We start from the raw sequence: 24,452 nt of genomic DNA on the forward strand, positions 1-24,452 counted from the left end.
GGACCCCGGCGGGTGGTGACGCCCGGACGAGTCGCCGGTCACGCGCCGGCCTCCGTCAGGGTGGCATCGGTGCGCGCAGCGTCGGACGGCGCGCGACCCGCGGCAGTCACCGCGCGGCGCGCGTAGGCGCGGACGTCGGCGTCGGGATCGGTGACCGCCGACTCCAGCGCGTCGAGGGCGGCCGCGCTGTTCGGCCAGGTGGACAGGGCCAGTACCGCGGCCTTGCGAACGTCGAGGTGACGGTCGGCGAGTGCCTCGCCCAACGGCGCCACGCCGGCCTCCGGGGTCGAACCTGCCAGTCCGCGCGCAGCTCCGACACGGACCTGCCAGGCGGAATGCCGCAGTGCCGCACCGAGTTCGGCGACATCCTCATCGGCCGTGCCGAGTGCCGCGTACGCGGTGAGTGCGGCAGCGCGGACCAGCGGATCGGGGTCGTTCGTGAGCACACGGATCACCTCGACGCCGCCGTGCCCGATCGAGGCGAGTCCGTGCGCGACCGCGATGCGCACCTCGCGGTTGACATCGCTCGCGATCGAGGACACCGCATCGGCGTCGTCGAGCGAGACCAGAGCGCGCACCGCCTCGATCCTGACTCGATGATCGGTATCACCCAGTGCCGCACGGTAATCGAGTGCCGACCCCGCCCGCAGCGCGCGCAGCAGGTCGATGACGGTCGCGCGAACCAGGGGATCGGGGGAGCCGAGATGCTCGGCCAGAGCGCCTGGCCCCGCCAGTACTTCCACGAGTTCCCGCAGACTCTCGGTGGCTGCTCGGCGCACCGAGGCAGCCTCATCACCCAGCGCCCGCACCAGCTCATCGGCGAACCCGTCGGGGGTGTGCTCGGTGAGCACCGACAGCGCCGCGACCCGCACCACCGGGTCGAAATCGGAGAAATAGCTCGAAAGATCCTCGACCGCAGGTGAATCCAGGGCGAGCAGGGTGACCAGGCGAGGTGAGGACGGTGACACCGGCGCGACTTCGACGCGCGTGGGCGCCTCTCGCTGCGGTGCTCGTGTCCCCACCAGATCGGGCTGCGCGATCACCTCGACGATCGGCTCGGCCGAGGGCACATCGTCGAGACCGGGAACCGGAACCAGGTAGGGCGCTACCGAACGCTTGACGAATTCCATCGCCCCGTCGACGGTCTTGCGCAGGTTCAGGTGGAAATTCCACGACTCGTCATCACGCTCGGGCAGATCGGCACGGTCGTGATAGAGCCCCCACCGCGACTCGGTGCGGGTCAGCGAACTGCGCGAGGCCATTTCGGCGCAGTCCCGAATGAACTGCACTTCCACGGCACGCATGAGTTCGTGGGGTGTCCGCGCGCCGATTCCGTCGACTTCGGCGCGCATCCGCTCGAAGGTCTCGACAGCGATCGACAGCTTGGCGGCCGTTTTCGGCGGCGCCACATAATCGTTCACGAACCGGCGCAGCTTGTATTCGACCTGCGGTTGGGGCGGGCCCGCTGGCTGACGCAAGGGCCGATAGATCAGCTCGTGTGCTTCGGCGAGCTGATCCTCGGGAAGTTCGGCGGGCGGATCGAGCTCGGTCAGGGTCGAGGCCGCGTGCGCACCGGCCAGGTCGCCGTACACGAAGGCACCGATCATGTAGTTGTGTGGCACGCACGCCAGGTCGCCCGCCGCGTACAGGCCGGGCAGGGTGGTTCGCGCGTGCTCGTCCACCCATACTCCCGAGGCGGAATGTCCACCGCACAAACCGATCTCGGAGATGTGCATCTCGATATCGTGGGTGCGGTAGTCGTGGCCTCGATTGGCGTGGAAGGTTCCGCGCGTCGGCCTCTCGGTGGTGTGCAGAATCGATTCGAGCGTCGACAGCGTCTCATCCGGCAGGTGTGAGACCTTGAGATAGATGGGCCCACGCGCGGATTCGATCTCCTGCTTCACCTCGGCCATCATCTGGCCCGACCAATAGTCGGAATCGACGAAACGCTCACCCTCGGCGTTGACCTGATAGCCACCGAACGGGTTGGCCACATACGCGCAGGCGGGGCCGTTGTAGTCCTTGATGAGCGGGTTGATCTGGAAGCACTCGATCCCGGAGAGTTCCGCGCCGGCGTGGTAGGCCATCGAGTAGCCGTCACCGGCGTTGGTGGGGTTCTCGTAGGTGCCGTACAGATACCCCGACGCGGGCAGACCGAGCCGACCACAGGGTCCCGTCGCCAGGATCACCGCTTTCGCGGCCACCTCGACGAATTCACCGGTGCGTGTATTCAACGCGGCCGCCCCCACCGCGCGGCCGCCGGCGGTGAGCACCCGCACCGGCATCAGCCGGTTCTCGATGCGGATCCGCTCGCGCATCTTCCGTTGCCGCAGTACGCGATACAGCGCCTTCTTCACGTCCTTGCCCTCGGGCATCGGCAGCACATACGAACCGGACCGGTGCACCCGGCGCACCGCGTACTCGCCGTATTCGTCCTTCTCGAACTTCACCCCGTACCGCTCGAGGCGCTGCACCATCGCGAAACCCCGTGTCGCCGTTTGATACACGGTGCGCTGGTCGACGATGCCGTCGTTGGCGCGGGTGATCTCGGCGACGTAGTCCTCCGGCTCGGCCTTGCCCGGGATGACGGCGTTGTTCACACCGTCCATCCCCATGGCGAGCGCACCGGAATGGCGCACGTGCGCCTTCTCGAGCAGTAGCACGTTCGCGCCGGCTTCGGCGGCGGTGAGCGCGGCCATGGTGCCCGCGGTGCCGCCACCGATGACGAGCACATCGCAGTCGAGGCGAACGCGGTCGGACAGTTCGGGAATGTTCACAGAGTCTCCAGGATTCGGGCCCGCAGGGCGCTCCGGTCCACCGGTTCGCGCGGGTCGGGCACCTCGACGACCGCGCGCAGCGAACCCGCGCCGAGTACGGCGATCCGGTCGCCGAGCAGCAGGGCTTCGTCGAGGTCGTGGGTGACGAAAACGATCGTGGTCGGGTGCCCCCGCCAGGTGTCGACGAGCAAGCGCTGCATCTCGGCACGGGTCTGGCTGTCGAGCGCGCCGAACGGCTCGTCCATGAGCACCGCGCGCGGCGAACCCGCCAGGCTGCGCGCGAGCTGAACTCGTTGACGCATCCCGCCCGACAGATCGCGCGGCAGATAGTCGGCGTAGCCGCTGAGCCCGACCTCGTCGAGCCAGCGTTGCGAACGCGCCGCACGGTCGCTGCGCGCGACTCCCCGAAGGCGCAGCGCCAGATCGATATTGGCGCGAGCGGTGCGCCACGGCAGCAGCGCGTCGTCCTGGAACACCAGCGCGCGATCGGCCGACGGACCGGTGACGGTGTCCTCATCGGCGCGGATCACCCCGGCGGCGGGCTTGCACAGGCCGGCGATCGCGCGCAACAGGGTCGACTTCCCGCAGCCGGATTTTCCGACCAGGACCAGGATCTCCCCGGCCGCGACCGTCAGATCCAGGTCGTGCACCACGGTTTTGCGGCCGAAGCTGATCCGCACGGACTCGAGGTCCAAGCGCATGCCGACCGAGACGGCGGGCGCGGCGGTGGTCGTGGTCATGAGGCAACCTCTCGCGGCAGCCAGCGGGTCACCCGGCGGCCTGCCAGTTCGACGATTCCGGAGGTGAGGAAACCGAGCACACCGATGGTGATCATCCCGACGAACACGGCCGGGTAGTCGACGATGGTGTAGGACTGCCAGGTGCGGTAGCCGATGCCGAGTCGCCCGGAGATCATCTCCGCCGAGATCAGGCAGATCCAGGCCACACCCATCCCGACCGACAGCCCACTGAACACACCGGGCAGGATGCCGGGCACGACAACCCTCGTCAGAACTTCCCGCCGCGACGCGCCCAGCGTGCGGATCGCGTCCTCCCAGATGGTCGGCAGCGCCCGCGTCGCATGCCGGGTGCTCACCAGCACCGGGAACAGCGACGCGGTGAAGGTGATGAACACGATCCCGGATTCGTCGCTGGGGAACAGCAGGATCGCGACCGGGACCAGCGCGATCGCCGGAATCGGCCGGATCAGCTCGGCCAGCGACCCGAACACCTCGGCCAGCAGCCGCGACCGGCCGAGGCCGATGCCTGCCAGCACACCGACGACCGCGGCCAGTCCGAATCCGGTGACGATCCGGATGAGCGATTGCGCCACGTCGAGGTAGTACTGCCCGGTCCCGAGATGTTCACCGAACTCGGCGACGATCTCGGTCACGGTCGGCAGGGTGTCGAACCGGAGGCCCGCGCGGACATCGCCCGCGGTGAGCAACTGCCACAGGCCGATCGCCGCCGCGACCGAGGCGACGCGGATCGTTCGCGACACCCAGACCGATCGGGAGTCACTGTCGCCTACGTGGAGCGCGGAAGTATCGGGATGCGAACTGAGGTGGACTGTGCTGTTCACACTGTTTGTCGAATCGGAAGTGGCAGTGTGTAATTCGGGCGCATGGGGATCGGTGTCCGCCGGAGCGGCCGGTCCGGAAACTGTGCTCATCCGCGGACTTCCGTGACGGCCTGCTCGTAGGAGATCGGTGCGGCGCCGGGATGGGTGGCGCGGTAGCGATCGGCCGCGGCCTGGGTGGTGAACGGTAGATACCGCGCGCCCTCGCGCAACCAGAGGGCCTTGTCGGCGAACCAGCGAGTCCCCAGCTCGGCATCGGGGACATACACCGCGCGAATCGTCTTGCCCTGCGCCTTCGCCGCCTGCACCGCCCGCAACAAGCACCCGGGGTTCGCGGCCGGCTGGGGCTTGTCGGCGCCCTCGACCCAGATTTCACCGGCCAGTGCCGAATCACTGACGGGCACAGCGCAGATCGGATCGGTACCGGTCACCTTGCTCGGGTTGACCCCAGATGCCAGCGCGGCGTCGTAATCTCCACGACCGGTCTCCGCGAAGGCGGTGCGCAACGGCCCGTCCTGGACGAACGCGTCGATGTCGAGATCGGCGAAGTCTCCGATCGACTTCAGATAATTCACATCATCGCGGAACGCCGCGATCAGGTTCGCCTTGAGCGTGGTGTCGAAACTGGTGCCGCCCGGACCGTTGTAGAGATACACGACCTCCTGCGGCAGGCCGGACCCCTTCGCGACGAGATCCGCTGCCTCGAAGGGCCGCTCGTTGAGGAACGTGGTCGCATCCAACTGCGCCGCCAGGAACGCCTGCAACACCTCGGGATGATCAGCCGCGTAGGCACGGCGAGCGACCACCCCGTGGAAAGTCGGCACACCGAGCTCCGCGCCGTCGTAGAGCAGCTTGGCCTTGTTCTGCTGCACCAGCAGCCCGGGCCACGCCACGAACTGCGAAAGCGCGCTCACCTGATGTGATTCCAGCGCCGTCGCCCCGATCTGCGGCTGCTGGTTGAGCACCTCTACACCCTTGGCCGGATCGATGCCGGCCCGCGACAGCGCCTGTACCAGTGTGCCGTGCCCCGCTGAGCCCACGCTGGCCGAGATCTTCTGCCCGGCGAGGTCGGTGAGCGAGCGGGCCGGTGAATCATTGGGCACCACAACCATGTTCAGCGCGCCCTTGGGGTTGTAGCCGGTGATCGACACCAGCTCGGTGCGTGCGCGTTCGCTGGCCTGCGTGCGAGAACCGTTGATCAGCAACGGATAGTCGCCCATCGAGCCGATATCGATCTTCTCGGCCACCATCTGGGCGGTGATCGGCGCGCCGGTGTCGTAGTCCTGCCATTCCACCTGATATTTCGCGCCACCACCGTCGGTGATCTTCTGCAACCGCTGTTCCAGGTATCCCTGCGCTTTCAGCAGCGTGCCCGCGGTGACGGTATTGATGGTCTTGGACTGATAGCCGATGACGAGCTTGACCGTGCCCGACGGCGCGGCGTCGGAATTCTCGAGCGAGCAGCCCGTCGCGGTGAGCGCGAGAGCCAGTGCGACAGGGGCGAATCGAGTGATCTTCATGCGTGGGTTCCCGTGTGTCAGCGGAGCAGATAGGGCATGTTGACGGTGACGGCGCCGGTGGGGCAGCGGGCCGCGCACGGCCCGCAGTACCAGCACTCGTCGACGTGCATGTAGGCCTTGCCCGAATCGTCGTGAATGGCAAGGGAATCGAGTGGACACATGTCGACGCAGAGCGTGCAGCCGGTGATGCACAGTGATTCGTCGATCGTCACCGGGACGTCGGCGCGCTGGGGGACCAGTGCCATTACAGGACCTTCCATTCGGGGGAGCTGCGGGTGAGGTGGCCGCGCATGGTGATGCGGTCACCGCGCATGCGGATGTATTCGAGGTCGACGGGACGGCCGTCGTCGAGGTGGGTGAGGCGTTCGAGCATCAGCAGCGGCGCACCGGCCGGGGTATCCAGGGTGGTCGCGGTGTGCGGGTCGGCCGCGACAGCTTCCAGCGCGAGGTCGGCGGCGCCCAGCGACCGGCCGGTGACCTGTTCGAGCAGCACGAACACGTCGGTGGTCTCGAGATCGTGGGCGAGCACTTCGGCGCCGACATCGGGCGCGAGATAGGTGAGGTCGAGGCTCAGCGGCAGCTCGGCGAGAAACCGCAGCCGTTCGATGTAGACGACCTTGTCGCCCGGCGTCAGCGCGAGCCGGCGCGCGACGGCCGGGGGAGCGGTGATCGTGGTGGCGGCCCGGACCTCGTTGCGGACGGTGCCGTGCCCGGTGAGCGTCTCCTGTAGGCCGAGTAGGGCGTCCAGGCCGTGGTCGAACTTGCGGGCGGCGACCCGGGTGCCGAGTTTCGGGGCGCGATCGATGAGTCCCTCGTCGCGCAGCAGCGCCAGCGCTTCGCGCACGGTATTGCGGGAGGTGCCGTGCTCGGCGGCGAGCTCCTGCTCGCCGGGCACGGTGCCACGCACGGCGCCCGCCAGGATCTGGTGGCGCAGGATATCGGCCACCCGACGCGCCCGATCGGCGCGCTGGCCCCGGATCGGGGTGGGCTCCGGAGCCCCTGTTTTCTCGCTGACCTGCATGAACAGCGACGATAGCGGCGATTGTGGGGCACCCGTCCCGCCGCGATTCGGGTGCGAATTCAGGGGATGTTTCTACGCCGGGTGGCGGTTCGCGCGACCTGCGCGTATCCGACCGGAAACTGCTATTGCGCCACCTCGGGCCGTGCGGCCGACATTGCGATCACGTCGATCGCAATGTCGGCGGTGGGTCAGGGCTGGCCGGCCTTGAGCACGATGAACAACCCCTTCGCCTCGGCGCATAACCGGTCGCCGTCGTGCAGAGTCGCCCGTAGATACACCTTGCGGCCCTCGACGCGCTCGGTCCACGCGCGCACGGTGAGCTCGCGGTTGAGCGGGGTGATCGATCGGTAGTCCAGGGTGAGCGAGGCCGTGCGGGTCACGGACTTCGTGGACAGCGCGGCGGTCATACCGATGATGTCGTCGAAGGCGAGCGCGATGTGCCCGCCGTGTGCGGCGTTGTTGCCGCCCAGGTGGAAGGTGCGGAAGGTGACTTTCGCGGTGACGCCGTCGCGGTCGCCGCTGACCACCGTGTACGGCGGCAACGTGATGTTGCCGCGCGCGGGCAGGTCGGTGCGGGTCCAGCTGGGCGAGGACCACTCGTCCACCACCGCCTCGTCGAGGCGGGCATTGAGCTGCTCGAGGGTGGCGATGGCCTCCTTGGCGAGCTCGTCGGACGGGTTGACCAGTCGCGCCCGATCCATCAGCTCGCGGACCTGTTCGATCAGTTCGCCGTAGTGCGGTCCGCCCACCGTGTTGTCGGCGTCGCGGTCTTTGCGCGCCTGGATCAGCTCGGCAACCGGCCGGAATCCGCCTTCGTGATGCTTCTCGTCCGGGAGCGAGCTGCCGACCTGTGTATCGTCCATATGTAACACGTTATCGCTGCCGAGCTGGTTGTTCGCGTCGGGGATCGGTGTCGGGTCAACTAGGGTGGATGCCGATCACCGAGTAGGTCTCCAAGGTTTCCGGAGAGTCGGCGCACCGCCGGTGGTGCCGTTTCCGGGTGAGTGGCGAAAGGCTGAGCACATGGGTAACGCGGCGGTTGTGTTCGACATGGACGGCGTGCTGATCGATTCCGAGCCCATCTGGGAACAGGTCAGGAACGAATACGTCATCCTCAAAGGTGGCCGGTGGCAACCGGATTCGCAGAAGAAGATGATGGGGATGAACACCGTCGAGTGGTCGTCGTACCTGGCCGACGACCTGGGCGTGGCTGAGCCCCCCGAAAAGGTGGCCGCCGACGTCATCGATCTGATGGCCGACAAATACGCGCACCACGTCCCGCTGCTGCCCGGCGCCGTCGAGGCGGTGCAAAGGTGCGCGGGTTCCTGGAAACTCGGCCTGGCCAGCTCCTCACCGGCCACCCTGATCGATCTGGTGCTCGCGAAGGCCGGGCTGCTCGACTATTTCGGTGTGGTGCTGTCCACCGAGGAGGTCGGTCGCGGCAAGCCGGCACCCGATGTTTATCTGACCGTCGCGCAGCGGCTCGGCGTGGAACCGAAAGACTGTACGGCCGTGGAGGATTCGACCAACGGGCTGACCTCCGCGCACAACGCCGGAATGCGCCTGATCGCGGCGCCGCGTCCGGAGTTCCCGCCACACCCCGACGCCCTCGCCCTGGCCGACGCGGTCATCGGCGATCTCCACGAGCTCACCCCCGAAGTGATCACCGGCTGACTCAGAAGCTGCCGGTGACCCCGTCGGTCCGCTCGCGCAACAGGTCGGCATGGCCGTTGTGGCGGGCGTATTCCTCGATCATGTGCAGATACACCCAGCGCAGGGTGTAGTCGTCGCTACGCCACGGGACGTGGAACACGTGGTCGAGCGAGAGCGAGGCGACGGCGGCGTCACAGGCGGCGACCTCGGCGTGGAACGTGGCGAAGACCGCCTCGGCGGGCACTGACGTGAGGTCGTCGAAGTCGGCGTCGGGCTCGTCATCGGTGCTGTAGACCGGTTCGACATCCTCGCCGGCGGCCGACAACCGGAACCAGCCCCGCTCCACCTCGGTGAGGTGCCGGACGAGGCCGAGCAGCGAGAGCGAGGACGGCTCCACCGAGCGCGCGGCGAGCTGCTCGCCGTCGAGGCCGCCGCATTTGCCGAGCAGGGTCTGACGGTGAAAGTCCAACCAGGACTGCAACATCGGTCGTTCATCCGCACCTACCAGGGTTCTGGTCGGCTCGATCTCGGGCGCTTTCCACGTCATCGGGGCGAGGCTACCCGCCGTCATGATGTGGCGCAGCCGGAATTTCAGTGGCTCGGTTCCGGCCAGGACGTCATGCTCGCTGTACACGTCACCGATTCATCGGTCCGGTTGTCCGAGGTCATCGCCGATCCGGCACACTGGCCCGATGGGTGACCAGCGCGACGACCAGCCCGAAGTCGTAGTCCACGTCGGTGACGGCTCCGATGCCCCGCACCCCGTCGACCCCGCCCGCCCCGGCGCCGCGGCCACCGATCCGGCCCCCGAGCATCCCTTCCTCCTCCTCACGCGGACCCCGACGGACCACATCCAGGCGCGCTACCTCGACGACGGCACCTACGAACTCGAGCACACCACCGGCTCCGAACATCGCCAGCTGTTCACCAGCGACGCACTCCTGGTCCGCGACATCATGTGGTCGTGGATCCAACGCGACACCTGGTGGTCCGACACCGTCGTCTGGACCACTGTCGACCCTTCGATCGCCGAGCTCCATGCCCTCCACACCGAACTGTCCGACATGCTCGACGGCATATCCCTGATGGACTCCGTCACCGACGAACTCGACCAAGCCCTGTCCCGAGCCGACGAACTCCTCAACGACTTCGACCTCGACTTCGAAGGCTCGGATGACCCCGCACCCTGACGTTCTCGCGGCGCGCAGCCTCATCACCCTGCTGGGACTGGACATGTCGGCTGCTGTTCCCGAGGTGGAGAATGCAGAGTACGGAGCCTTCGTGTCCAGGGTCGGCCATGGCACGGTCCGGTTCCGGGTGGGTAAGCGGACTCCGGCGAAAGTGGGCCTGTTCGTTTCCGTGTGGCAGCGTGCCGACGACGGCTCGACGCAGCCCTTCGCCGACGAGGACGGCGTTGATCTACTGGTGATCACAGTCCGCGAAGAACCACGTGTCGGCCAATTCGTGTTCTCCCGAAACGCACTCGTCGAACACGGGATCGTGTCGGTCGCGGGCCGCGGCGGCAAACGCGGATTTCGTCTGTATCCACCGTGGTCGGTGACCGAGAACAAGCAGGCGCACAGGTCCCAGAAATGGCAATCCGCCTACTTTCTCGACCTCGAGAATCTCGACATGCGGCAGGCCGAAAATCTGTATGTACCCGTACGTCCTTCGCTGCGCGCCACCGACACCCACTGACATGGATTACAGTGGCGCCGTGGGGATTACCGAATACGGGCCGGGCGACGTCGTGTACTTTCCGGCCGGTCCTTTCAGCGGCGTCTGCGGGGTTGTCCGAGAGGTCGACGCTCGGCGGTCGGAGCTACGGATCGAATTCGGGGAGGGGACTGTGCACTGCGAGGGAAATGTCCTGCGCGAGCGCCGGCACAAGCTGACCGTTGGATTCGACGAGGTCGAGCTGGTATAGCCGACGGGAGTTCGTGTTGCGGCGGTTGCCGCCGCGTATGCCACGGAGACCCGTGAAAAGGGCTGTACGCCAGACGAATTGCTGCAGGCTGTCGAGCCGTACCTGGTCGATGGGCTCACCGCCCTTCACGCTGTGGGTAGCCGCCACCTATCTCGAGGACTATCCACGCGCCGTCACCGCTTGTGTCGAAGCCGGTGGCGACGTCGACACCACGGCCGCGATCGTCGGCGGCATCGTCGCAGCCCACACCGGTGCCGGAGACTGCGGCTCGGTCCACGGAGTTCCGCGAGAGTGGCTCGATGCGTGCGAATCTCTGCCCGCCTGGGCATTCGAGCGATCGGCGGGAAACGAGCGGTAGCGGTGGGTGTCGTCATGGGCTCGACCGACGGACGCGCACGCGCACGTCGGGTTCAGCGGGCTCGGGCACTCCAGCGGCCGTCGTAGCGAACCTCGATCGGGTGGGCGAAGGCGGTGGAGACGTGGTCGGTGGTGATGACATCGGTGGCGGGGCCCGCGGCGACGGTGTGGCCGTCGGCGATCAGCAGTGCGTGGGTGGTGGTGCTCGGGAGTTCCTCGAGGTGGTGGGTGACCAGGATCGAGGCGACCTCGGGGTGGGTGCGATCGAGGGTGTCGATGGTGGTGAGGAGTTGTTCGCGGGCGGCCAGGTCGAGGCCGGTGGACGGTTCGTCAAGGAGCAGGACTTCGGGGTCGCTGATCAGGGCGCGGGCGATCAGGGTGCGGCCGCGTTCGCCCTGGGACAGGGTGGGCCAGATGTCGTCGGTCTTGCCGGACAGGCCGAGGGTGTCGATGATCGCGTCGGCACGGACGAGGTCGTCGGGGGTCGGCGACCAGCGCATGGGCGTATCGATCGTGCCGGTGACCCCGGTGAGGACGACCTCGCGCACAGTGAGGGCGTAGCGCAGCGGATGGCGCGGGTTCACGTGGCCGATCGAGCGCCGCAGCCGGGCCAACTCCACCCGGCCGAACTGTTCGCCGAGCACGCGCACGGCCCCGGTGGTGGGGAAGGTGACCGCGCCGCAGAAGCCGAGCAGGGTGCTCTTGCCCGCGCCGTTGGGACCGAGCAGGGCCCAGTGCTCACCGGCGCGGACCGTCAGTGAGATGCCATTGATGATCTTCTTGCCGTCTCGGCGGAAGGTCACGTCGTCGAGTTCGATCACGGGGGCGCCGGTCACGAGAAGGCCTCCTTCAGAGTTGACAGGTGGGTGCGGCTGAATTCCGCTGCGGCAGTGGGGGTTCGGTCGGCGATCGCCTGGGCGAGCTGCTCGTGCGCGCGGTGATCGGCCTCCTCGGAGCGGACCGGGCGCAACTCGAGCATGTCGATCATGGCCAGGCGCAGGCGCGGGAGGAAGCTGTCGAACAGCTGGGTGAGCACGTCGTTGTGCGCGGCCACGATGACCGCGCGATGGAATGCCATGTCGGCGTCGACGTGATCGGCGACGGTCTGGCCTTCGGCACGGCGACCCGCGAGCGCGCGCCGGATGGCCCGCAGATCGGCAGGGGTGCGCCGTTGCGCGGCGAGGGCGGCGGCCTCCGCCTCGATCGCGATGCGCGCCTCGATCACCGCGGCGATGGTGGCGCCACGGAGCACGACATCCCAATCCTCGGCCACGTCGAGCGCGGTGACGAATACCCCGGAGCCCTGCCTGCTGTCGAGCACACCTTTGCCCGCGAGCTCCCGGATCGCCTCCCGCAGCGTCGATCGGCCGACACCGAGCTGAGCGGCGAGCAGCGTCTCACCCGGCAAACGATGACCCAGCGGCCACTCGCCCGCACGAACCCGCGCGAGCAGGAGCTCAGCCGCTTGCGCGGCCAGCGGCTGACGTCGTACCTGCGATACCACCGGCAGACCTCTCTACTTGTCTGAGGAGTTGTGGTAGAAGTGTACCCATCATGACCTACACCGCGCTTCTTCTCGGCCGCCACGGCGGGGCCTGACCGACCGGCCGCCCCGCCGTGGGGCTCCGTCATGGCCGGTCACCGTCGTCTCGTGGCCCGTAGCGGCCGGGAAGCAGAACAAGTCATGACCGAATTCCCCACCCTGACCACCCCCTCGGGCGCCGTCGCCGACGGCGCGCCCGCGTGGAATCGGCAGCGCCACTCGGCGATGCCGTCGTATCGATACCGCGATATCCATCGACGCGTGGATGTTCCCGTCGGACACCGCGACTGGCCGAACGCGCGGATGACCACCGCGCCGCTGTGGGTGCCCGTCGACCTGCGTGACGGTAATCAGGCGCTGGCCGAACCGATGGACCCCGCCCGCAAACGCCGGTTCTTCGAACTCCTGATCGCCATGGGTTACAAGGAGATCGAGGTCGGCTACCCGTCCGCCTCGCAAACCGACTTCGATTTCGTGCGCCTGCTGGCCGAAACACCGATCGCACCGCCGGACGTGGCCATCGTCGTGTTCACCCCCGCACGCCGCGACCTGATCGAACGGACCGTCGAGTCGGTGCGCGGCATCACCAACGACGTGGTGATCCACCTGTACACAGCCACCGCGCCGGTCTGGCGTGACGTGGTCCTCGGCAAGGACCGTGCGCAACTGCGCGAGTTGATCGTCGCCGGTGCGCGCGATGTCCTGGAACTGGCGGGCGACCGGCCGAACGTACGCTTCCAGTTCTCGCCCGAGGTGTTCAATCTGACCGAACCGAATTTCGCCCTCGAGATCTGCGACGCCGTCACCGAGCTGTGGCAGGCCACCTCGCAACGCCCGGTGACGCTGAATCTGCCTGCGACAGTGGAGGTCGCGACCCCGAACATCTACGCCGACCAGATCGAGTACATGCACCGCAATCTGGCTCGCCGCGACGGCGTGATCCTGTCGGTGCACCCGCACAACGACCGGGGGACCGGTATCGCCTGCGCCGAACTGGCGGTGCTGGCGGGTGCCCAACGCGTGGAAGGCTGCGTCTTCGGCAACGGTGAACGCACCGGCAACGTCGACATCGCCACCCTGGCACTGAACCTGCACGCGCAAGGCGTCGACCCGATGATCGACTTCTCCGACATCGACGAGATCCGCCGCACCGTCGAGCACTGCACCCGCCTGCCCGTACCCGAAAGACATCCCTACGTCGGCGATCTCGTCCACACCGCCTTCTCCGGCACTCACCAGGACGCGATCCGCAAGGGCATGGCCGAGCACCGCGAGCGGGCAGCGGCGCAGGGCATCGCCGAGCGTGAATCGCAGTGGCGGGTGCCGTATCTGCCGATCGACCCCGCCGACCTCGGCCGCTCCTACGACGCCGTGATCCGGGTCAACTCACAGTCGGGAAAGGGCGGCATCGCCTACCTGCTGCACGCCGAATACGGTCTGGACCTGCCGCGCCGGCTGCAGATCGATCTCGCGAAGCGCGTACAAGTGCACACCGACGGCACCGGCGCGGAGATCGCCGGCAAGGAGCTCTTCACGCTGTTCGAGCAGGCGTACACCTCCCCTGATCAGCGAATCACGCTGGTGCAGTGGCGAATCGCCGACGGCGCCACCGAGATCATCCTCGACGCACGCGGCAGCGAACGGCACTCGGTGCACCACGGGGTCGGCCCCGTCGCCGCCCTGACCGCCGCACTCGACCGGGCGGGCTATCCCATCAAGATCCTCGGGCTGACCCAGCACTCCGTGGACAAGGGCGCGGGCAGCACTGCCGTGAGCTATGTCGAATACCGAGCGGCAGCGCGCACCGGCTGGGCATTCGGCCGCGACACCTCGGTCGTGGCGGCCTCGCTGGAAGCGGTGATGAACGCCGTCAACGCGACGGGATAGGTCGAGGCGGGGCGGTCGGACTCGCGGCCGCCCCGCATCGCCGGGGCGAGTCAGTCCGCGTCGCCCTCGCACCAGTCGTCGAACGCATCGAACTCCGGCTCGTACTGTGGCGGGACCGAGTCCTCGATCGCATCCTCGATCGGGTCCCAGGCCTCGTTGCACCCCGCGGGGGCGGGCGGCCACGACTCGATGTACTCGACCAGTGGTGACGAGCGCGGCGCTACTTCCTCGGCTGCCGCGATTCCAGCGGTAGCCAGGGTCAATGCCGCGGCGGCACCTGCGGTGGCGATGATCCGGAAAACGTTGTTCATGACATCCTCCTGTCCGCGCGAGCTTCTGATGTCCAGCGATTCTAGTGCTCGTTGTCGAGAGCGGGCTCCGCGATTCAGCACCATCCGGTCAGATACATCAGGCCGAGGCTGGTGGTGCCGAGGATCAGGCCGAGGGTGCCGCCGAGGATCAAGGGGCGCACGCCTGCGCTGCGGAGGCGGGCCAGGCTCAGCGAGGTGCCGATGGCGGCGAGGACGGCGGCGATCAGCCAGCTGCTGGTAGTGGCGAGCGGGGCGGTCAGGTCGGTGGGGAGGATGTCAAGGCCCGCGAGGACGGAGGCGGCCAGGAACAGGATAACGAAGAGAGGGACCGCTCTGAGGAGCGAAGTCTGGGGCGTACCGGTTTCGTCGATGATGTGACGCCGACCGACGTGCAGGCCGATACAGAGCGGGATGATGGCGAGGCTGCGAACCATTTTCACGATCACCGCGAACTGGGCCGCGCCCGCACCGAAGATGACGCCTGCGGCCAGAACCGAGGAGGTGTCGTTGATCGCGGTGCCCGCCCACAGCCCGAACGCTTCCTGCGACAGGCCGAGCGCGCGCCCCAGCGGCGGATACACCAGCACAGCGGTCACATTGAAGATGAAGATGGTGCCGAGGGCGTAGGCGACCCGTTGTTTGTCGGGTCGCAGGACCGCGGTGGCGGCGGCGATGGCGGAGGCGCCGCAGATCGTCGTGCCGACGGCGATCAGGGTGGCCGACTCCTTGTCGACCGCCAGCATCCGTCCGACGAAGAACGCCGCCACCCCGCCGGCGAGCAGCGTCCCGAGCAGCACGACCGCTGTCTCGCGCCCCACAACCATCACCGACCCGAGCGGCAAACCGAGGCCGAGCAGCACGATGGCCAGTCCGAGCAAACGTTGCCGCGCGACGTCGAGCCCGGGTCCGAACGTCTCGCCTGTCACGTCACGTCGACGCAGCACGACGCCGGCGGCGGCGCCCGCACCCAGCGCGAGCACCGGTGCGCCGATCATCGGCAGCGCCTTGCCCAACGGCGTGGCCACTGTGGCCAGGAGTGCGGCGAGGACCAGACCAGGGGCGAGGGTGCGTACGCGGTTCACTTCTTCACCTTCGCCTCGCGGCAGGTTCCCAGGTAGAGGCCGAATCAGGAGGGGGACATAAGTCTGGTTTATGGCCGATCGGCCCGACCCGGAGGGCTGATGATCAGTAGCCGGTGGGAAACCTGCCACGGTTCATGGTTTGCTGGATGTGTGCGGAAACGAACTCAGTTCGCTGTCGCTGCTGGTCTCGGGGTGCTGCTGTGGGGCGAGTGGGCCAACTGGCGTGCATCGCACCGATGCCTGGGCGCGGCGACCGGGGGCTCGGAAGCGGTGGTCGTCCTCGGATATCGCAATGCCGGCACCCATGCCAATGCGATGAACCGGTGGCGGGTGCGCGCGGGCCTGCGATCAGTCGATCCTACGGCGCCCGAATCTCGCCTCGTTCTGTGCGGCGGAGCGTGTGCGGGCCCGCGGACCGAGGCCGCGCTGATGGCTGAGTACGCGACACAAACCCGCGGTTACCAGGGTGAACTCGTGTTGGAGGAGTCGAGCCGATCCACGTGGGAGAACATCGCTTTCGCGATTCCGTTCCTGAAGGACGTCGACCGGATCAAGATCGTCTCGCTGCCCACCCACGCCGCGTCCGCTCGGGAGTATCTCGCCGAACAGAGCCCGGAGCTGGCCGCCCGGCTGGCGCCCGGAAACGAGTATCGCTTCGGCGAGTGGCTACCGCTGAAACCGGTCTTCGCCCTGTACGGCGTCGCCAAAAGGCTCCACCACACCCGCGCCGACGATTCGTGATCACCCATAATCAACGGATGACCCTGCCACCCGGAACACCCGACCTGGAGGTTCTCGCTCTCCTCGTGGCGGTGGCCGAAGAGGGCAGCCTGGGCGCCGCCGCCCGCAGACACGGCGTCAGCCAGCCCGCCGCGAGCATGCGGATCACCGCGCTGGAACGCCGTATGCACGTGAAGTTGCTCGACCGCGGTCCGACCGGCTCCGAACTCACCGATGCGGGCCGCGCCGTCGTCGCCCACGCCCGGACCGTCCTGGCCGCGGTACACGACCTCGTGGACGACGTCGCCCGGCTCCGGGCCGCCCAGGCCCCCCGCCTGCGCATCGCCGCCTCCAAAACCATTGCCGACCACCGTATTCCGCATTGGCTCGCCGCCCTGCGTACCGATCACCCCGAAGTCGTGATCTCCCTCGAGGTCGAGAACTCCACGCAGGTCGCGGGTCTCGTCCGGGACGGCACCGCCGATCTCGGCTTCGTGGAAGGCCCGCACCCCCCGGCCGGACTCGGCAGCCGGGTACTCGGCGCCGACGACCTCGTCGTGGTCGTGGCCCCGAATCATCCATGGGCGCAACGCAAGTCCCCGGTCACGCTCCAGGAACTGGCAGGTACCGCCCTGCTGTGGCGCGAACCCGGCTCCGGCACCCGCGACACTGTCTGGGACCTGCTGGCCACCGCCGCCCCACCCACCGGTCCGGCCGCCGAACTCGGCTCGACCGGCGCGATCGTGGCAGCCGCCAGAACCGGCATGGCCCCCGCGGTCCTGAGCCGATTGATCGCCGCCCCTGACCTCGTCACCGGCACCCTGGTGGAGGTCCCCTCGGCTGATTCCGCCCGCCTGACCCGCAAATTCCGGGCCATCTGGCGCCGCAACACGCCGCCGACCGGGCCGGGCGAACTGCTCGTGGAGCGGGCCGCGCTGCTCGAGAAGGTGCGCGGTTGAGCGGTGCCCTATCCGAGCGCCTCGATGACGGTAACGGCCTGCGCCGCGCCGCCGTAGTCGCTGATCGTGACGGCCAGCTGTTTCGCGGCCGAGGCGAAGCCGCTGTCGCCGAGGATCTGTGCGGCGGCCTGCGCGATCACCTCACTGCTCGCATCGGGCATCAGTGTCAGGCCCGCGCCGAGGGTGTGGACCTGTTCGGCGTTGAAGAACTGATCGCGGCCCATCGGGGTGCACAGCAACGGCACACCGCGACCGAGCGCGGCCATCGTCGTGCCGAGTCCGGCATGGGTGATCACCAGTGAGGCCGACGGGAGGATGTCGGCGTGCGGCACATACCGCACGACTTGGGTATCGGCGCCCGCTCGCACAGTCGCCGGGTCGATCGCCGCTCCGGTTGTGACGATGGCGCGCACCGGCATCCGCGCGACCGCGTCGACACACCGCTGCAGCAGATCTGCCTGACCTTGCTCGCTGGTGCTCAGTGCGACCAGGACCAGCGGCTTCGACCCGTCGCCGACATCGACCTCGTCGATCTCGCGCGACAGGGCGGGCGCGTCGAGCACCGGTCCGATGCGGACCACGTTGGCCGCGTCCGGCACGTCGGGCTCGAACTCCTTCGGCACCGCGACGAGGGCCCGCGCACACGCGTCGTGGATCTCGGCGAGACTCTCGATCGTGGGCAGGCCGAGTTCCGCGCGCCTCGCGTTCGCGATCGCGATACCCGGGGCGAACATCTCGACCAGCGGCCCGCCCCGGAAGATGGTGTACGCCGTGTGGAACAGCGTCGCGGTCGGCGTGCCCGATGCCAGCGCGACGTCGATCGCGGTGAAGAGCAGGCAATCGACGATCACCGCGTCGGCGGGCTCGCGGTCGAGCTCTCGCGCGAGGTCGCTCGCGATGGACGAACTGAAGCACAGCTGCTCGATCATGAGCGCGATCTCGGCTTCGGAGTCGTCCGGGGTATCCATCGCGTCCCAGCCCTCGCCCTGCGTCAGGGTGACGAAGCGGGCGCCGACATCGGCGCATCGTCGCGCGATCGTCTCGTGGCCGAGTATTCGCACGTCGTGGCCGCGATCGACCAGGGCACGCGCGATGCCGAGAGTCGGGACGAGGTTCCCCGCGCCGTCCCAGGTGGTGATCAGGTAGCGAGCCATGACGTTCCTCCTCGAGGATTTGCTTGACAGCTTGTAAAGTACGGTATGGTTTACAGCGTGTCAAGTGGCGGACGTCCCCAAACCCGGACCCAGATCCTCGAGTCGGCGCGCGCGATGTTCGAGGAGCACGGCTATCACGGCGCAGGCCTCGGAGCTGTCGCGAAGGAAGCCGGGGTATCGCGTCAGGCGATCTACCTCCACTTCCCGTCGAAGATCGAGTTGTTGACCGCCCTGCACCTGCACATCTACGACACCGATGTCGTTCCGGCACTCGAACGGCACCCGATCACGGACACGATGACCGCGTGGGAGGCGCTCGACGCGACAATCGCCGCCGATGTCGAGGTCGCGGCCAGGGTGTGGCGGATTCACGAGGCGCTCGTCGTGGCTCGGCGCCAGCATCCGGAAGTCGAGGAGACCTTGCGGGTGCGCGAGGCGGATCGCTACGGAGAACTGCTCGAGCTCGGGCGGCGACTGGAGCGCGATGGCGCACTACCGCCGAACATCGACGTCGAGTCGGTAGCCGACATGCTGTGGGGTCTGGTGAACACCGGTACCTACGGGAATCTCGTCAACCAACGAGGCTGGTCGCTCGACCGGTACAGGCGCTGGGTTCGTGACACGATCCGCCTCCACCTCGGCGCTGACTGATCGCGCAGGAGTCCGCCGGGCACCGGGTTCCCCGTCCGGTAGTGGTGGGATTGATACGAGCGTTGACATAACCGCAGGTCACGGCTCTTGCCAGGGATCTGGAACTGGCGTAACCAGCCGGTAATTGCCCGAAACGTCCCTCGTAACGCGGCGTTCGCAGCATTTGCCACATGACAGCCACTCCAGCCTCCTCGGCGAGGCCACGGCCTCCCGATCCGGGTTCGGGCAGACGCAGCGCACCGGCCCGGCGTATCCGCGACATCCTGCGTGCCCGCATTCGCAGCGGCGTCTACGGCACACGCGCACTGCCCGCCGAAGCCCAGCTCGCCGCCGACTTCGCCACCAGCCGCAATATCGTCCGCGACGCGCTCACCCTGCTGCGCGACGAGGGCCTGATCGACCGGGTCCCCGGTGCGGGCACCTTCGTCGTCGCCGACAAGGCCGTACAGGGTCTCGACCGCCTGCGCGGCCTCGCCGAAACCTTCGAGACCAGCAGCGACCGGGTGGTGAACCAGGTCCTGCTCGCCGAGGTCGTGCCCGCCACACCGCTGGTCGCCGAACGGCTCGAGCTCCAGCCCGGTGATCCGGTCGTCGCGCTGGAACGGGTGCGCTACCTTGACGGCGCCCCACTCTCGCTCGACGCCAGCTACCTCACCGCTGATGTCGGCATTCCGCTGCTGGACAAGGACCTCACCGGCTGCGACGTGTTCGGCCTCCTCGAAGCCGAACTCGGCCTGCCACTTGGCTCGGCCGCGGTCGCGATCGAGGCGGTCGCCGCCGATCCCACCGTCGCCGGACTGCTGCAGGTCCGCGCGGGATCACCGCTGCTGTTCCTCGAACGGCTCACCTACACCGACTCCGGCCGACCCGTCGATCTCGAATACATCCGCTATCGCGGCGACCGGTTTTCCCTGTCCGGGCGGCTCGACCGTGTCCCGGTGACCCCGCGGCGCATCCGCGACAACCACGAAAGGGGTTGATCCCCATGCAGATTCCACCGCTGACCGACCGGCGAGAACTGACCTGCGACGTCCTGATCGTCGGTGGCGGCACCGCGGGCACCATGGCCGCGCTCACCGCCGCCCGGCACGGCGCCAGCGTGCTACTGCTCGAGAAGGCCCACGTCCGGCACTCCGGCGCGCTCGCCATGGGCATGGACGGTGTCAACAACGCCGTCGTTCCCGGCAAAGCCAGCCCCGAGGACTACGTCGCCGACATCACCGTCGCCAACGACGGGATCGTCAACCAGCGCACCGTCTACGAAACCGCCACACGGGGTTTCGAGATGGTCCAGCGCCTCGAAGGCTACGGCGTCAAGTTCGAGAAGGACGAGCACGGCGAATACGCAGTCCGCAAAGTGCACCGCTCCGGCTCCTACGTCCTGCCGATGCCGGAGGGGCGCGACGTGAAGAAGGTGCTCTACCGCACCCTGCGCGCCCGCGACGTCCGATCCAAGGTGACCATCAGCAACCGGGTGATGCCGGTACGGGTACTCACCGTCGACGGACGCGCGGTCGGCGCGGTCGGATTCGACACGCGCACCGGCGAATTCGTCACCATCTCGGCGGGCGCGGTGATCCTGGCGGCCGGCGCGTGTGGTCGACTCGGCCTACCCGCCTCGGGCTATCTGTACGGAACCTACGAGAACCCCACCAACGCCGGTGACGGCTACGCGATGGCCTACCACGCGGGCGCGGAACTCTCCGGCATCGAATGCTTCCAGATCAACCCGCTCATCAAGGACTACAACGGGCCCGCCTGCGCGTATGTGGCCAACCCGTTCGGCGGCTACACGGTCAACTCCGAAGGCAATCGCTTCGTCGACTGCGACTACTGGTCGGGTCAGATGATGGCCGAGGTCAAGTCCGAACTCGACAGCGCGCGTGGCCCGATCTATCTGAAACTGAGCCACCTGCCCGACGCCACGATCCGCGAGATCGAAGGGATCCTGCACACCACCGAACGCCCCACCCGTGGGACCTTCCACGAAGGCCGTGGCACCGACTATCGCACCGGCGACATCGAGATGCACATCTCCGAAATCGGTTTGTGCAGTGGACATTCCGCCTCGGGCGTGTGGGTGGACGAACACGCGGCCACCACCGTGCCCGGCCTCTACGCCGCGGGCGACATGGCACTGGTGCCGCACAACTACATGATCGGCGCGTTCGTCTACGGCGACATCGCCGGTGCGCATGCGAGCGAATTCGCGCGCGGCGCAGCCCATCCCGACCTACCCGCCGATCAGATCGAGGCCGCGCACGAGCTGATCTACCGCCCCCTGCGCAACCCCGACGGCCCGCCCCAGCCGCAGGTCGAATACAAACTGCGCCGTTTCGTCAACGACTATCTGCAGCCGCCGAAGGCGCAGTCGTATCTGGCCCTCGGCGTCGAGGCCTTCGAACGAATGAACACCGAGATCGCCGCCATGGGTGGACACACACCGCACGAATTGATGCGCTGCGCCGAGGTCACCTTCATTCGCGACTGTGCTGAGATGGCGGCCCGCGCCTCACTGCGACGCACCGAAAGCCGGTGGGGGCTCTACCATCAGCGGGCCGACTGGCCCGGACGCAACGATGCCGAATGGTTCTGTCATCTGAACCTGTATCGCGGTGTCACCGGGGCGATGGAGTTCCGCACCAGGCCGGTCGCCCCCTATATCGTGCCGGTGCCGGGCTTCGTCCGGCCCGACGGCGTCGCCGACGTCTCCGCACCCGAACTCGTCGGCGCGTGGGGTGCGCGATGAGCACACGTCTGCTGGCCCTGCTGGATCTGGCCGATGAGTGCCCTGAACTCGGCGAACTCACCGCGTTCATCACCGACCCCGACCCGGAAGTGCGCCGCACGGCATTGTCGGTGCTCAGCGAGACCACTGACGCCTGGGCCGAGGCTGCCCCGATTTTCGCCGCCGCACTCGCCGATGCCGATGTCGACGTGCGCCACGCCGCCATCGGCTTGCTCACAGAACTCCTCGAGGTACTCGTGCCCGGCTCGGAATTCGATGCGGCACTGCGCAATTGCGTCACCGCGCCGGAACCGGCGGTGCGCTCGGCCGCGATCGAGGCGCTGTGGCGGCACCGTAGGACCGATGCGGCGGAGCTGGCCGGGTGGCTGGGCGATTCGAACGCGGCGGTTCGTCGTACCGTCGTGGGCGGGCTCACCTCGGTCGACGCTCTCGACGAACTAGGTCTCGCTGCCGGCGATGCAGACGAGGACGTGCGGATCGGGGTGGCGAAAGGTATTGCGGCGATCGGTGATCCGCGCGGTGCGGTGACGCTGCTCGCCCTCGCTGCCGACCCCCGGCCCCTTGTCCGCGCCGCCGCTCTGTCGAGTCTGGCAGGCACCGGCTGCGACGAACAAGCTGCCACAACGGCCGCCGCGGCGATGACCGACCCGGCCTGGCAGGTCCGGCAGGCGGCAGCGATCGCCCTGGCCGCCGCCGACCCCGAACTCGCCGCGGCACCACTGCTGTCGGCGGTCTCCGATCCCAACCTCGACGTCCGCAAGGCAGCAGTGCGCGCACTGGCCGAACGGATCGCCGAGCGACGCGACATCACCACGGCGCTGCGAGCGGCCCTCGACGACCCGGACGCCGACGTCCGTGCCTTCGCCCGCATCGGCATCGCCAACTCTGGAAAGGAACTCTGATGGCCCAGGTCAATGCCCGCCTCGACGTCCCGGTCTCGGTCGACGAGGCGAAATGTATCGACGGCTGCACCCTCTGCGTGGACATGTGCCCGCTCGATTCCCTTGCCATCCACCCGGATTCGGGCAAGGCCTACATGCACGTCGACGAATGCTGGTACTGCGGGCCGTGTGCCGCGCGGTGCCCGGTCGGCGCCGTCACCGTGCACATCCCGTTCCTGTTGCGTTGAGAGAGCCGACCATGAGCACCCGAATTCCCGCGCTGCTGCTCGGTTTCGCCGCGGTGGCCTCCCTGGCCACCGGCTGCGGGGCGGCCGACGACGGCAAGACCGTCACCGTGAACATCGGCTACCAGTCCAAGACGATCAACACCGTCACTGCGGGCACGCTGCTGCGCGATCGCGGCACCTTCGAGGCCGAACTCGCCGAACTCGGCAAGACCAAGGGCCTCACCTACAAGGTGGAGTGGAAGGACTTCGCCGCGGGCCCGCCGCTCACCGCGCAGATGCTGGCGGGCCAGGTCGACATCGGGTCGATGGGTGACGCGCCGATCCTGGTCAACGGCTCCAAGACCCGCGATCACGCCGACGTGAAGTCCGAATTGATCGCTGTCACCGGCTACAACCTGCGCGGTTCGCTGAATCAGATTGTGGTGCCGACGGATTCGGCGGCCGCCACGATCGCCGACCTGCGCGGTGAGATCGTGTCGACCAGTGTCGGGTCGGCCGCGCACGGCATGCTCGCCACCGGGCTGTCGGCGGCCGGGATGACCCTCGACGACGTGAAGCTGCTCGGCCAGGATCCCGCCGTCGGCGCCTCCGCCCTGCAGGGCGATCAGGTGGCCGCGCTGGCCCAATTCGTGCCGTGGCCACAGAAACTCGTCTACGACGGCAAGGCGAAACTGCTCTACGACGGTGGTAGCGCGGGCATCCCGACCTTCCACGCTGTCGTCGCGAGCGAACGCTTCGGCACCGGCAATCCCGACATCGTCGCCGCGTTCCTCACCGCGGTACGCAAAACCACCGACTATCTCAACCAGAACCCTCTCGAAGCCGCGCGACGAGTCGCCGAGATCACCGGGCTGCCCGCCGAGGTCGTGTACCTCTACAACGGCCCGAACGGACTCGTCAGCTTCGATCCGACGATCAAGCCCCAACAGGTGGATGCGCTCGGCACGCTGTTGCCGTTCCTGAAAAGCCTCGGCGCACTGTCGGATCTGGATCTCAGCGAGTTCGTCGACGACCGCTATCTGCGCACCGTCTACGGCGCCGACTACGACACGGCCCGTGCGTCGGTGGCCACCCCCGCACCACTGACCGGCGCCGATGCCACCTGCGGGGGAGTGGTGGACGGTCTCGCCACCGCCTCGGAGGTGTGGTACGCCGACGCCCCGACCACCACGGTCGCCAAGACCCCGACCTGTCTCCTGCGACAGATCGCGGCCACCGGCACCACCGTCCGTGCCGCCTACGTGCCCGACCACAGCACCGGTACCCGGCTGTTCGCCGCCACCGCGACCTGGGTCGACGATCCCGCCGCGGGACCCGACGATCGGCTGGTTCCCTTCGCCACCCGTACCGCCGCACAGCACTACGCCGCCGCCCATCCGGGCGTCACGGTGATCGACTACCAGGCAGCACTGAAGGCTCGCTAGATCCGTCAC

Annotated in this window: 25 protein-coding genes and 1 pseudogene; 13 read left to right on the forward strand and 13 right to left on the reverse strand. The window is 67.9% G+C overall.

All coding sequences use genetic code 11. The features are described 5' to 3' along the window. Positions 1–38 precede the first annotated feature (38 nt). The 7 genes from ACWZHB_RS09425 to ACWZHB_RS09455 all read right to left on the reverse strand — a co-directional run bounded on the left by ACWZHB_RS09425 (position 39) and on the right by ACWZHB_RS09455 (position 7,760). Complete coding sequence (locus ACWZHB_RS09425) at positions 39–2,777, reverse strand: fumarate reductase/succinate dehydrogenase flavoprotein subunit (protein WP_427907547.1); 2,739 nt, start codon at positions 2,775–2,777, stop codon at positions 39–41. Continuing rightward, positions 2,774–3,517 (reverse strand): ABC transporter ATP-binding protein, encoded by a 744-nt coding sequence (locus ACWZHB_RS09430; RefSeq protein ID WP_427907548.1) that lies wholly within the window; start codon positions 3,515–3,517, stop codon positions 2,774–2,776. Before ACWZHB_RS09430 ends, ACWZHB_RS09425 begins: the two co-directional genes overlap by 4 nt. Beyond that, a complete protein-coding gene (locus tag ACWZHB_RS09435) occupies positions 3,514–4,449 on the reverse strand; it encodes an ABC transporter permease (protein WP_427907549.1) in 936 nt (311 codons plus the stop codon). Before ACWZHB_RS09435 ends, ACWZHB_RS09430 begins: the two co-directional genes overlap by 4 nt. Continuing rightward, positions 4,446–5,876, reverse strand: coding sequence for an ABC transporter substrate-binding protein (locus ACWZHB_RS09440; RefSeq protein WP_427907550.1), 1,431 nt, complete (start codon positions 5,874–5,876; stop codon positions 4,446–4,448). Before ACWZHB_RS09440 ends, ACWZHB_RS09435 begins: the two co-directional genes overlap by 4 nt. A 17-nt stretch (positions 5,877–5,893) precedes the next feature. Then, complete coding sequence (locus ACWZHB_RS09445) at positions 5,894–6,121, reverse strand: 4Fe-4S dicluster domain-containing protein (protein ID WP_056816936.1); 228 nt, start codon at positions 6,119–6,121, stop codon at positions 5,894–5,896. Next, a complete protein-coding gene (locus ACWZHB_RS09450) occupies positions 6,121–6,897 on the reverse strand; it encodes a GntR family transcriptional regulator (protein ID WP_427907551.1) in 777 nt (258 codons plus the stop codon). Before ACWZHB_RS09450 ends, ACWZHB_RS09445 begins: the two co-directional genes overlap by 1 nt. 188 nt (positions 6,898–7,085) lie before the next feature. Continuing rightward, entirely contained in the window at positions 7,086–7,760 is a 675-nt protein-coding gene (locus ACWZHB_RS09455) for a PaaI family thioesterase (RefSeq protein ID WP_427907552.1), read from the reverse strand. A 160-nt stretch (positions 7,761–7,920) separates the two neighbouring features. Here ACWZHB_RS09455 and ACWZHB_RS09460 point away from each other — a divergent pair, with 160 nt between their 5' ends. Next, positions 7,921–8,571 (forward strand): HAD family hydrolase, encoded by a 651-nt coding sequence (locus tag ACWZHB_RS09460; RefSeq protein ID WP_427907553.1) that lies wholly within the window; start codon positions 7,921–7,923, stop codon positions 8,569–8,571. Between the two features lies 1 nt (position 8,572). Here the strand turns inward: ACWZHB_RS09460 and ACWZHB_RS09465 are convergent, their stop codons facing one another. After that, entirely contained in the window at positions 8,573–9,184 is a 612-nt protein-coding gene (locus tag ACWZHB_RS09465; RefSeq protein WP_427907554.1) for a DinB family protein, read from the reverse strand. A 58-nt stretch (positions 9,185–9,242) separates the two neighbouring features. Between ACWZHB_RS09465 and ACWZHB_RS09470 the strand changes: the two genes are divergently transcribed. The 4 genes from ACWZHB_RS09470 to ACWZHB_RS09485 are packed head-to-tail and all read left to right on the forward strand — an operon-like array spanning position 9,243 to position 10,835. Then, complete coding sequence (locus tag ACWZHB_RS09470; RefSeq protein ID WP_427907555.1) at positions 9,243–9,740, forward strand: hypothetical protein; 498 nt, start codon at positions 9,243–9,245, stop codon at positions 9,738–9,740. After that, positions 9,724–10,248 (forward strand): MepB family protein, encoded by a 525-nt coding sequence (locus tag ACWZHB_RS09475; RefSeq protein ID WP_427907556.1) that lies wholly within the window; start codon positions 9,724–9,726, stop codon positions 10,246–10,248. The genes ACWZHB_RS09470 and ACWZHB_RS09475 overlap by 17 nt, the downstream gene beginning before the upstream one ends. A 19-nt stretch (positions 10,249–10,267) precedes the next feature. Beyond that, the gene (locus ACWZHB_RS09480) at positions 10,268–10,477 is read left to right on the forward strand and encodes a hypothetical protein (protein ID WP_427907557.1); all 210 of its coding nucleotides are present in this window, start codon (positions 10,268–10,270) and stop codon (positions 10,475–10,477) included. A 52-nt stretch (positions 10,478–10,529) separates the two neighbouring features. Then, positions 10,530–10,835 carry an ADP-ribosylglycohydrolase family protein gene (locus ACWZHB_RS09485; RefSeq protein WP_427907558.1) on the forward strand — a complete coding sequence of 102 codons (306 nt, stop codon included), beginning with the start codon at positions 10,530–10,532 and terminating at the stop codon, positions 10,833–10,835. A gap of 52 nt (positions 10,836–10,887) precedes the next feature. Here the strand turns inward: ACWZHB_RS09485 and ACWZHB_RS09490 are convergent, their stop codons facing one another. Both ACWZHB_RS09490 and ACWZHB_RS09495 read right to left on the reverse strand, forming a co-directional pair. Then, entirely contained in the window at positions 10,888–11,670 is a 783-nt protein-coding gene (locus ACWZHB_RS09490; RefSeq protein WP_427907559.1) for an ABC transporter ATP-binding protein, read from the reverse strand. Then, complete coding sequence (locus tag ACWZHB_RS09495) at positions 11,667–12,338, reverse strand: FadR/GntR family transcriptional regulator (protein WP_427907560.1); 672 nt, start codon at positions 12,336–12,338, stop codon at positions 11,667–11,669. The genes ACWZHB_RS09490 and ACWZHB_RS09495 overlap by 4 nt, the downstream gene beginning before the upstream one ends. Before the next feature lie 180 nt (positions 12,339–12,518). On the opposite strand from ACWZHB_RS09495, the gene ACWZHB_RS09500 reads away from it, so the two are divergent. Next, positions 12,519–14,264, forward strand: coding sequence for a 2-isopropylmalate synthase (locus ACWZHB_RS09500; protein ID WP_427907561.1), 1,746 nt, complete (start codon positions 12,519–12,521; stop codon positions 14,262–14,264). 50 nt (positions 14,265–14,314) lie between these two features. Here ACWZHB_RS09500 and ACWZHB_RS09505 read toward each other — a convergent pair whose 3' ends face one another. Then, positions 14,315–14,575, reverse strand: coding sequence for a hypothetical protein (locus tag ACWZHB_RS09505; RefSeq protein ID WP_427907562.1), 261 nt, complete (start codon positions 14,573–14,575; stop codon positions 14,315–14,317). A 74-nt stretch (positions 14,576–14,649) separates the two neighbouring features. Continuing rightward, positions 14,650–15,657 carry a YeiH family protein gene (locus tag ACWZHB_RS09510; RefSeq protein ID WP_427907563.1) on the reverse strand — a complete coding sequence of 336 codons (1,008 nt, stop codon included), beginning with the start codon at positions 15,655–15,657 and terminating at the stop codon, positions 14,650–14,652. A 150-nt stretch (positions 15,658–15,807) separates the two neighbouring features. Between ACWZHB_RS09510 and ACWZHB_RS09515 the strand changes: the two genes are divergently transcribed. Then, on the forward strand, positions 15,808–16,398 hold the full coding sequence (locus tag ACWZHB_RS09515) for a YdcF family protein (protein ID WP_427907564.1): 591 nt from the start codon (positions 15,808–15,810) through the stop codon (positions 16,396–16,398). Positions 16,399–16,415: 17 nt separating this feature from the next. Further along, positions 16,416–17,336, forward strand: a complete 921-nt coding sequence (locus ACWZHB_RS09520; protein ID WP_427907565.1) for a LysR family transcriptional regulator — start codon at positions 16,416–16,418, stop codon at positions 17,334–17,336. 8 nt (positions 17,337–17,344) lie between these two features. Here the strand turns inward: ACWZHB_RS09520 and ACWZHB_RS09525 are convergent, their stop codons facing one another. Beyond that, a complete protein-coding gene (locus tag ACWZHB_RS09525) occupies positions 17,345–18,490 on the reverse strand; it encodes a glycosyltransferase (RefSeq protein WP_427907566.1) in 1,146 nt (381 codons plus the stop codon). Positions 18,491–18,547: 57 nt separating this feature from the next. Here ACWZHB_RS09525 and ACWZHB_RS09530 point away from each other — a divergent pair, with 57 nt between their 5' ends. The 5 genes and pseudogenes from ACWZHB_RS09530 (at position 18,548) to ACWZHB_RS09550 (ending at position 24,443) form a co-directional block, all read left to right on the forward strand. Then, positions 18,548–19,141, forward strand: coding sequence for a TetR/AcrR family transcriptional regulator (locus ACWZHB_RS09530; protein WP_427907567.1), 594 nt, complete (start codon positions 18,548–18,550; stop codon positions 19,139–19,141). Between the two features lie 170 nt (positions 19,142–19,311). Continuing rightward, positions 19,312–20,121, forward strand: a complete 810-nt coding sequence (locus ACWZHB_RS09535) for a GntR family transcriptional regulator (RefSeq protein WP_427907568.1) — start codon at positions 19,312–19,314, stop codon at positions 20,119–20,121. Between the two features lie 5 nt (positions 20,122–20,126). Further along, positions 20,127–22,792 (forward strand): annotated as a pseudogene (locus tag ACWZHB_RS09540) (fumarate reductase/succinate dehydrogenase flavoprotein subunit). After that, positions 22,792–23,019 (forward strand): 4Fe-4S dicluster domain-containing protein, encoded by a 228-nt coding sequence (locus ACWZHB_RS09545; protein WP_427907569.1) that lies wholly within the window; start codon positions 22,792–22,794, stop codon positions 23,017–23,019. The pseudogene ACWZHB_RS09540 and the gene ACWZHB_RS09545 overlap by 1 nt, the downstream one beginning before the upstream one ends. Positions 23,020–23,030: 11 nt before the next feature. Continuing rightward, the gene (locus ACWZHB_RS09550) at positions 23,031–24,443 is read left to right on the forward strand and encodes an ABC transporter substrate-binding protein (RefSeq protein WP_427907570.1); all 1,413 of its coding nucleotides are present in this window, start codon (positions 23,031–23,033) and stop codon (positions 24,441–24,443) included. The last annotated feature ends 9 nt before the right edge of the window (positions 24,444–24,452 follow it).

This window comes from Nocardia sp. FBN12 (genome assembly GCF_054031145.1).